Origin of the sequence: Massilia glaciei, from assembly GCF_003011895.2 — a bacterium.
Taxonomy (GTDB): domain Bacteria; phylum Pseudomonadota; class Gammaproteobacteria; order Burkholderiales; family Burkholderiaceae_D; genus Telluria_A; species Telluria_A glaciei.
The window spans coordinates 22196-31374 of record NZ_PXWF02000271.1 but is presented as its reverse complement, the minus strand read 5'-3'; the positions used below and the strand labels follow the sequence as shown (position 1 = coordinate 31374).

7 protein-coding genes and 1 pseudogene are annotated in these 9179 nt (G+C 63.5%); 1 reads left to right on the top strand and 7 read right to left on the bottom strand.

All coding sequences use genetic code 11. The features are described from left to right. Positions 1-6 precede the first annotated feature (6 nt). The 4 genes and pseudogenes from C7C56_RS30870 to ilvD form a co-directional block, all read right to left on the bottom strand. A pseudogene (locus C7C56_RS30870) lies at positions 7-186 on the bottom strand (hypothetical protein); the annotation flags it as partial. Continuing rightward, positions 174-1274, bottom strand: a complete 1101-nt coding sequence (locus C7C56_RS28325; protein WP_146204564.1) for a hypothetical protein — start codon at positions 1272-1274, stop codon at positions 174-176. The pseudogene C7C56_RS30870 and the gene C7C56_RS28325, both read right to left, overlap by 13 nt. Before the next feature lie 100 nt (positions 1275-1374). Further along, positions 1375-2334 (bottom strand): FecR family protein, encoded by a 960-nt coding sequence (locus C7C56_RS19895; RefSeq protein WP_106759107.1) that lies wholly within the window; start codon positions 2332-2334, stop codon positions 1375-1377. 300 nt (positions 2335-2634) lie between these two features. Next, positions 2635-4497: a dihydroxy-acid dehydratase gene (ilvD, locus tag C7C56_RS19890; RefSeq protein ID WP_106759106.1), complete on the bottom strand. Its 1863-nt coding sequence runs from the start codon at positions 4495-4497 to the stop codon at positions 2635-2637. A gap of 262 nt (positions 4498-4759) precedes the next feature. Between ilvD and C7C56_RS19885 the strand changes: the two genes are divergently transcribed. Continuing rightward, positions 4760-5662 carry a LysR family transcriptional regulator gene (locus C7C56_RS19885; protein ID WP_106759105.1) on the top strand — a complete coding sequence of 301 codons (903 nt, stop codon included), beginning with the start codon at positions 4760-4762 and terminating at the stop codon, positions 5660-5662. Positions 5663-5683: 21 nt separating this feature from the next. On the opposite strand, the gene C7C56_RS19880 is transcribed toward C7C56_RS19885, so the two are convergent. From C7C56_RS19880 to C7C56_RS19870, 3 genes are all read right to left on the bottom strand, one after another. Next, a complete protein-coding gene (locus tag C7C56_RS19880; protein WP_106759104.1) occupies positions 5684-7081 on the bottom strand; it encodes a chemotaxis protein CheW in 1398 nt (465 codons plus the stop codon). A 3-nt stretch (positions 7082-7084) separates the two neighbouring features. Further along, positions 7085-8689: a methyl-accepting chemotaxis protein gene (locus C7C56_RS19875; RefSeq protein WP_106759103.1), complete on the bottom strand. Its 1605-nt coding sequence runs from the start codon at positions 8687-8689 to the stop codon at positions 7085-7087. 112 nt (positions 8690-8801) lie between these two features. Further along, positions 8802-9071, bottom strand: a complete 270-nt coding sequence (locus tag C7C56_RS19870; protein ID WP_219933197.1) for a PAS domain-containing protein — start codon at positions 9069-9071, stop codon at positions 8802-8804. Between the last annotated feature and the right edge of the window lie 108 nt (positions 9072-9179).

Below are 9179 nucleotides of genomic sequence, written 5' to 3'. Positions count from 1 at the left end.
AGGCGCCTAGCACTTCGGTTGCGACAAATCGCGCAGTGCGCCGCGGTCGGCCCAGGTGGTCAGCGCGGCGTAGGCCCGCAGCGCCTGCGAGACGTGGCGCACGCTGTCCACAAGCTCACATGCCGCCTCGCCGCGCGCGGAAAGTCGAGCGTGTCGCGAATAGCTTGTGTCGTTCAAAATGAGGTTTTTAAAAAACGCTCCAATATTTTCCTTTTCGCCGCGCATCGGGTTTCTTCCCAGCAAGATGTATAGGTCTTCACCAGGGCTTTCCCGCGATAAATGCGTACTTCCAAAGGTCGCTTTTGTACGACTGTATGGATGTAAGAAACCAATGATTCTGCAAAATCTTCCTCGGGTCTTGTGGCGGCATACAAGGTTGGGTAATCCGTGGTTTCCAATTGCTCGTACACTCGCGCCATCTGTTCCGAGTCGAACCTTGCACCAAAATAATAGACAATGTCTTTACGCAGGGGGAATGTTGAATCGAATCGGCCAACGAAATAAAAATTTTTATCGAGCTTCCAGGAGTGCTTCGCGAAAGGCGTGTCGGCCAGATTAGTTTTTGCATCAAGACGCCTGTCCCAACGTGGATGAAATTTCTCTCCAATCGATAAAACATGGGCGATTTCATGCAGCAATAAATACTGGATCGCATTCTTGCGATTGTTTGATTCTTGCTGCTCAATGCGCACATCCAACCGGTATTGCGGATCGGATCGGAATGGCGTGTTCTCTTTCCATGTTGCCCAGGCGTTGGCCGTGTATTTTTTCAGGACATCGATGTCCAGAACGATATAGCCGGCATCCGCACTGAAGATGCCACCATCGACATAATCGGTATAACCAGTGCCGCCGAGATCACGGACGAAATAAATTCCGGCCAATTTATCATCAAGGAGTTTTTTTATGTTGACCGGCAGCTCCGCGATTGCTTGCCTGACGTCATTGCGAAAGTCCGGCGGAATGGCGGCGGATTCCGGCCGGTTGGATAAGCCACTGCCAATGTTATTGGTATTAAGATAACGCACGAGTTCGGGTGGCGCACTCGCGAAGCGGTTCTCCAGCTTTATGCCGAATGCACCTCTCCAATAAGATTTCCTCTTTATCGGGTTCCCTTCGTTTTCCACGAAAGCACACTGTGCATCTCCCTTTTTGCAGGCCGATGGCGCCATGGCTTGAGCTCGCCCCACATTCTGAACGGCTAAAACGAGGGCAACCGCTTGAATAAGTAAGAAAGGCAGGCGCGGCAGGATACGTTTCGAAGGTCTGTCCATGCTGATTCCGCTGATTTGAACGAATGAAGGCCGAAGAGCGGGGCGGCATTCGAAATATAAAGTTTCAGCCTCCCGGCTGCCGCGAACCGCAGCCTTGGGTTCAATAATCCAGAGCAGCGCGCTTCTTGGGACGCTGCTGCCCGATCTTGGGGTTCAAGCTCATGGCGGGGCCCAAACGGGTAGCGATCGCCTCAGCGTCGGTTTGACTCGACAGACTTGCGATCACGACGTCATATACGCGTTTGCCGCTCGCGAGCGCAGGCGAGACTTGCGCCGGATAGCCTTGTTTACGCAGCGCGTCGCGCAAATCGAACGCTGCGTTCAGATCGGTCGGCGATGCAAATGTCACTTTCCACTTGCCGCCGATCGCCAACGAACCCGTACCGAGGCCAATTTCTGTATCTGCGGCCCATGTTGCCAATTGTTCGTCAGAAACCTTCGCAATCGGCAATGTCGGCTTATCGGTCGGTGCGATGTAAAACTGCAGCGCTTGATCAAGTGTGACCGCGTCCGCGGCCTTGCCGTCCAAAACACGATTGACTTCGACTTTCCCCTCAATCAGGCAGACAATTTCTTTATCGCCAGCTTGCTTTCCCCACAAATCGGTTCCCCGAATACCCACCGTGACAGTGGAGAATCGCACATCAATATTGCGTCGGCTAATTAATTTTGAGGCGGCATCGGTAGTAAATCGGAATGCTCCTTTTGCGACATTCAGTATCGATTTTAGAGAATAGCCTTTATTTTCTTCTTGAGCCTCAAAAATATCAAGATTCAACTCAGCGTTCTCACCGAGCTTGACCTTGCTGCCCTCGACCAAGGTCAGTAAAATGCGCGCTTTTTCGCCGGTGATAATCCGGTCCTTTTGTTTCAACACGATGCCCGGCATGACTGGATGGCGCACGCCATCGCGCTCTATCCACGCGGGCAGTTGCACGCGCTCAATAACGGCAGGCGGCACGGCAGGTGCTGTTTTATTGGCAGCGTTTGAATATGAAGGACTCAGGGCGGAAAAAGTCGAGGCCAGGACCATTCCAAACGACATTGATGTGAGTTTCATGCATTGCCTCCAAGATTTAACAGGACTTTTCACGATGAAGATTTATGGCCGATCCCGGTGCAGCGTGTACACAGACCGTTGCGCCAGACCAATGAAGTTGAGTATCGCTCAGTAGGGCCTTCGCTACAAGTATCAAATGCCAGTCCTGCGTCGACAGAATCGACGGGCGGCGGGTGGCGATACCGGCCATGCACGGACGTTCTTCGCCGCGGATATGGCTCGGTTGGGGCAGGATTACACGCCGCTCGATCAGCTCGATGCCGCCAGTGTGCTTGCTTAAGCGCTGGCGGCGCTTGGCGCTTAGCGCTTCAGTTGCGACAGGTCGCGCACCGCGCCGCGGTCGGCCGAGGTGGTCAGCGCGGCGTAGGCCTGCAGCGCCTGCGAGACGTAGCGCTCGCGCTCGACCGGCTTCCATGCCGCGTCGCCGCGCGCGTCCATCGTCGCGCGCCGGTGCGCCAGGTCCTCGAAGCTCACGCGCAGGTTGATGCTGCGCTCCGGGATGTCGATGTCGATCATGTCGCCCTCCTCCACCAGCCCGATCGCGCCGCCCTCGGCCGCCTCCGGCGAGGCGTGGCCGATCACCAGCCCCGAAGATCCGCCCGAGAAGCGCCCGTCGGTGAACAGCGCGCACGCCTTGCCCAGCCCCTTCGACTTGATGTACGAGGTCGGATACAGCATCTCCTGCATGCCGGGGCCGCCCTTGGGCCCCTCGTAGCGGATGATGACGACGTCGCCCTCGTGCACGGTGTCGCCGAGGATCGCCTCGACCGCCGCGTCCTGGCTCTCGAACACGCGCGCCTTGCCGCTGAATTTGAGGATGCTCTCGTCGACACCCGCGGTTTTGACGATGCAGCCGTTTTCGGCCAAGTTGCCGTACAAGACGGCCAGGCCGCCGTCCTGCGAATAGGCGTGCGCCTTGTCGCGGATGCAGCCGGTGGCGCGGTCCAGGTCGAGCGAGACGAAGCGCTCCGATTGCGAGAACGCGGTCTGGGTCGGCACGCCGCCGGGCGCGGCGCGGAACAACTCGAGCACGGCCGGATCGGTGCTGAGCGTGATGTCGTTGCGTTCGATCGCCTCGCCCAGCGTCTTGGCGTGCACGCTGTAGACCGAGGTGTCGAGCAGGCCGGCCCGGGCCAGCTCGCCCAAAATGGCGCTGATGCCGCCGGCGCGGTGCACGTCCTCGATGTGGAATTTGTCGGTCATCGGCGCGACCTTGCACAGGCACGGCACCAGGCGCGAGATGCGGTCGATGTCGGCCATCTTGAACTCGACCTCGGCCTCGTGCGCGGCGGCCAGCAGGTGCAGCACGGTGTTGGTCGAGCCGCCCATCGAGACGTCGAGCGCCATCGCGTTCTCGAAGGCGGCCTTGGTGGCGATGTTGCGCGGCAGGACGGTGGCGTCGTCCTGCTCGTAGTAGCGCTTGGCCAGCTCGACGATCAGGCGGCCGGCGCGCAGGAACAACTCCTTGCGGTCGGAGTGGGTCGCGAGCACGGTGCCGTTGCCCGGCAACGACAGGCCGAGCGCCTCGGTCAGGCAGTTCATCGAATTGGCGGTGAACATGCCGGAGCACGAACCGCAGGTCGGGCAGGCCGAGCGTTCGATCTCGGCCACGTCGGCGTCGCTGACGCTGCTGTCGCCGGCCTTGACCATGGCGTCGACCAGGTCGAGCTTGATGATCTTCTGCTTGCCGTCGACCACCTTGAGCACCTTGCCGGCCTCCATCGGGCCGCCCGAGACGAACACCACCGGGATGTTCAGGCGCATCGCGGCCATGAGCATGCCGGGGGTGATCTTGTCGCAGTTGGAGATGCACACCATGGCGTCGGCGCAGTGCGCGTTGACCATGTATTCGACCGAGTCGGCGATCAGGTCGCGCGACGGCAGCGAGTACAGCATGCCGCCGTGCCCCATGGCGATGCCGTCGTCGACGGCGATGGTGTTGAATTCCTTGGCCACGCCGCCGGCCGCCTCGATCTCGCGCGCGACCAGCTGGCCCAAGTCCTTGAGGTGCACGTGGCCGGGCACGAACTGCGTGAACGAATTGACGACGGCGACGATCGGCTTGTCGAAGTCGCCGTCCTTCATCCCGGTGGCGCGCCACAGCGCGCGCGCGCCAGCCATATTGCGGCCGTGGGTGGTGGTACGTGAGCGGTATGTCGGCATGGGATCTCCTGGAAATGGCGGACGGATGGAAGCATCAGAGGCTGAGAGTTTTTCGGGCGTGCCCGAGCAGCCCGCCAGAAAGCGGCAGATCGAGGCGCAAAGCACAGCCATAGCGGGCTATGGCGAGCATTTGCAACGACGAGCTGGCGCTTTCTGGCGTGCTGAGCGGGCATGATCGAAAGACTCTCAGTGTGCCCCGCCGGCGACGAGTTGTCCAATATATGATTTAATACCCTGTAATTCACAATGCATATCACAGACAATGTCCGCCAACATCGAGCTGCGCCAGCTGCGCTATTTTGTCACCGTCGCCGAGGAGCTCCATTTCGGCCGCGCCGCGGCGCGCCTGAACATGACCCAGCCGCCGCTGTCGCAGACCATCTTCGCGCTCGAGGCGTTGCTGGGCGTGGCGCTGTTCGAGCGCAACCGGCGCGCCGTCGCGCTCACCACCGCCGGCGCGGCGCTGCTGCCGGAGGCGCGCCGCCTGCTCGCCCAGGCCGGCGAGCTGCCCGCCCTGGCGCGGCGCGCGGCCCTCGGCGAGACCGGCAAGCTGGTGCTCGCGTTCGTCTCGTCGGCCGACTACAGCGTGCTGCCGCCCTTTTTGCGCGCCTACCGGGCCGCCTATCCGCACGTGCAGATCACGCTGCAGGAGGCGACCTCCGACCTGCAGCTCGAAGGCCTGCTCAACGGCCGCATCGACGCGGGCCTGCTGATCCCGCCGCTGCCCGACAAGGCGAAGGCGGCGCTGGACTACCTGCCGGTGCTCAACGAGCCCTTGATATTGGCCTCGCCCGCCGGCCTGCCCGAGCTGCGCGGCAAGCGCGCGGCCGACCTGCGTTCGCTGCCGCCGCTGCCGCTCATTATCTTCCCGCGCCCGATCTCGCCGAGCCTGTACGACGCGATCCTGGCCGTGTTCCGCGCGGCCGGCATCACGCCGTCGATCGGGCAGGAGGCGATCCAGATGCAGACCATCGTCAGCCTGGTCTCGGCCGGCATGGGCATCGCGCTGGTGCCCGAGTCGGTCGGCAACCTGCGCCGCACCGGGGTCGAATACCGGCCGCTGGCGCAGGCCACGCCGCTGGTCGAGACGGGCCTGGCCTGGCGCGCCGACAATGCCTCGCCCGTGCTCAAGGGTTTTCTGGCGCTGATGGGAAAGACGCCCTGAAGACGGCGCTCCACCGACAAGCTAGCTTGCGAGCAGTTCCGCCTGGAGTGGCGCGCCGCCCGGCGCGAGCCGGGTCTCGACCACCTGCCCGAGATCGAGCACCCGGTGGCTGGCCTGGTCGCGCCCCCGGCCGGTGGTGAGCATCTCGAATCTGGCGCCCGGAAGCGACACTTTGGTCAGATGGGCGCTGTTGGGGGTGATCAGCAATTCGACGCTGTCGATCAGGATGCCGGCGAGCCGGCCCTGGTGCCGCAGCACCAGGATGTTTCCTGCCGCCGAGTTTGGCCAGCGCAGATCGACGAGGGCCACCGCCTTGCCGCGCCACGCCATGGTGCCTCCCGCATAGGCGCGCGCCGGCAGCACCTCCTCGAGTCCGTCGATGGGGGAAGCCACCGTCGCGCCGGCCTTGTAGACGATATAGGCGCCGCTGTTGGTGCGTGCGGCGCCGGGCAGGTGGGCCCCGCCGGCCGCGACCTCGCTGATCGACACCTCCGGGAACATCGCCATCAAGCGCCCGGTATCGATCAGATTGACGGGCACGCCGTCTTCGTCGATGACGCTCGCGCGCACGAAAAGGGGCGCGTCCGGGTGCCGCGCATGCCCGTTAGCGTCCTCTTTGATGCGGCAAATGCGCAGCACCTTGTCGACCGCCAGGCCGAGCGCGAGGCCGGCGCGGCATACGGTCAGCAGCAGCGCTGGCCCGGTGCGCGCCGGCGCCTTGCCGAACAGCGCCCCGGCGTCGAGCACGGGCACGTGGCGGCCGCGCCAGTGGCAAATCCCGCTTGCGGCCGATCCGGCGAACTCGCCCAGCTCGGGCATGGCCAGCAACTCGCCGACGTCGACCGCCGGCACCGCCATGCGCACCCCGGCGCTTTCGATCACAGCCCAGTCCTGCCCTGCCTTGGCGGCGGCGGCTTCGCCGGCTCCGCCAACCGCCTCGGGCAACTGCGATGGCGCGTCGTCGGCCCATGCCTGCGCCAGCGCCATCAGGCGCGCCACGTCGAGCAGGCTGAGCGGGCGATCGCCCTCGCCGCCCACGGCCACGCTGTGGAAGATCTCGTCGGCCGACGCGTCGTGGTGTGTGCGCACCAGCGCGTCCGGGGCGATCCCGACCACGCCCTCGAGCGCGTCGACCAGCACCCCGATCATGCGCGCGCCGTCCCGCAGCACCAGGATCAGGCTGCGCGGCCGGCTGCCGGGCGCGCTCTCGCCCACCTCGACCCACAAACCGAGATCGAGCACGGGCAACGGCCGGCCCAGATGGGTGACCACGTCGCACACGGCGCCGCGCCGGCGTCCAAGCGACACCCGCGCGGCCGGGCGCTTCAAGGCGCCGACCACGGCGCCGACCGGCACGCCAAGGCGCATCGCGCCCAGCTCGGCCGCGACCCAAGCCGCCAAGGGCGCGCCCGCGTCCATGTCCTAGCCGTGCACCGTGGTGCTTTGCAGGTGCGCCAGCAAAGCGTTGACGTCCTCGGTCGCGGTGGCCTGGGCCGAGGTCGCGCGGTGGATCTCGGCGATCGATTGCGTGGTGTTGCCGACCGAACGCACGATGCACTCGAACGCCAACTCGACCTCGCCCGACAGGCGCCCGCCTTCGTCGACCCGGGTCACGGTCTCGTTGATCAGGCTCGATATCGCGCGCGCGGCCATGGCCGACTTCTCGGCGAGCTTGCGCACCTCGTTGGCGACGACCGAGAAACCGACCCCATGCTCGCCGGCGCGGGCCGCCTCGATCGCCGCGTTAAAGGCGAGCAAATGCGTCTGGCGCGCAATGTCGCCGATGGTTTCGATGATCTCGTGGACGGCGCTCGACGACTTCTGGATCGCGACGATGGCGCCGCGCGAGGCCGTCAGCAACTGGCTGCCGCTGGCGGCCTCGTGTTGCGTTTGCTCGGCCAGTTCGGCCGAGCGGCGCGAACTGTGGGTGATGCTGCTGATCGATTCGCTCAGTTCCAACAAAAAGGCCGAGATCGAGCGTGCCTTCTCCGACACCAGCTTTTCGCGCAGCACCTGGGACGTGATGTCCATGGCGAACTTGATCACCCGGTAGGGCTTGCCGTCGGCGTCGAAGATCGGGTTGTAGGTGGCGAAAATCCACACATCGGCGCCATGCTTGGCTTGCCGGACGAAGCGGCCCGACTGGTATTTACCCTCGGCCAGGTCGGCCCAGAAATCGCGGTACTGGGCGCTGTGCACCAATTCCTTTTCACAAAACATGCTGTGGTGCTTACCGATGACTTCGTTTGCGGTGTAACCGAGCGTGCGCAAAAAGTGGTTGTTGGCAACGAGGATATTGCCCTGCAGATCGTATTCAATCACGGCCTGGGAGCGTCCGATCGCATCGAGCTTGCCCTTGATCTCGGAATTGCGCTGTTTGGAGCTGGTGATGTCGGTGGCGAACTTGACGACCTTGTAGGGTTTGCCGTCGGCATCGAAAATCGGATTGTAGCTGGCCTGGATCCAGCGCATGCTGCCGTCCCGGGCGATCCGCCGGAACTCGCCCGAATGGAATTCGCCGGCGCCAAGGTCGCGCCAGAAGGCCTGGTATTCATGCGAGCGGCTGTATTCCGGCTCGCAGAACATGGCGTGGCGCTGGCCGATGACGTCGTCGCTGCCGTAGCCGAAGATGCCCAGGAAAATATCGTTGGCGGCCAACACCTTGCCCTGCAGGTCGAATTCGATGATCGCCTGGACCCGGTCGATGGCGGCCATCTTTCCCGAGAAGTCGGCATGGCGGCGGGTCGCCTCGGTCACGTCGGTGGCGTATTTGACGACCTTGACCGGCACGCCGTCCGGGCCCAGCACCGGATTGTAGGAAGCGTCGATCCAGACCTGCCGGCCGTCCTTGCGCAGGCGCTTGAACTGCCCCGCGTGGAAGCGGCCTTTGGACAGGTGGTCCCAGAACGCGGCGTACTTGGGCGAACCGGCGTAGGCGGGCTCGCAAAACAGGCGGTGGTGGAGTCCCACGAACTCGGCCAACTGGTAGCCGAAGGTGGCGAGGAAGCTCGGTGATGTCGGTGGCAAATTTGATCACCTTGAGCACGCTGCCGTCCGGGCCGTGCACGGGATTGTAGGACGCCTGCAGCCAGACCGGCCTTCCCGTTTTGTGCAGGCGCATGTACTCGCCGGAATCGGGCTACCCGGAGCCGAGCCTTCGCCACAGGGCCTGGTAGGACGGCGCGGCCGCGAACTCGGCGGTGCAAAAGACGCGATGGTGCTGGCCGACGATCTCTTCGAGCGTGTAACCCATGCAATCCAAAAAGCGCTCGTTGGCGTGCAGGACATGCCCATCGAGGTCGAACTCGACGAGCGCTTGAATGCGGTTGACCGCATCGATGATGGAACGGTCGGCCGCGGACTGCAGCGATCGGCTGTTGGTTTGAGCTTGTGTCGGCGAATGGGACATTGGAATTCCTTGTTGTCCGGCCGCTGCCGGAGGTGTCGATCAATACAAACTGCGCCATCGCGCGCCGGCCGCGGCACGGCCTGAATCACCGCGGGCTTGTCGCGCTTG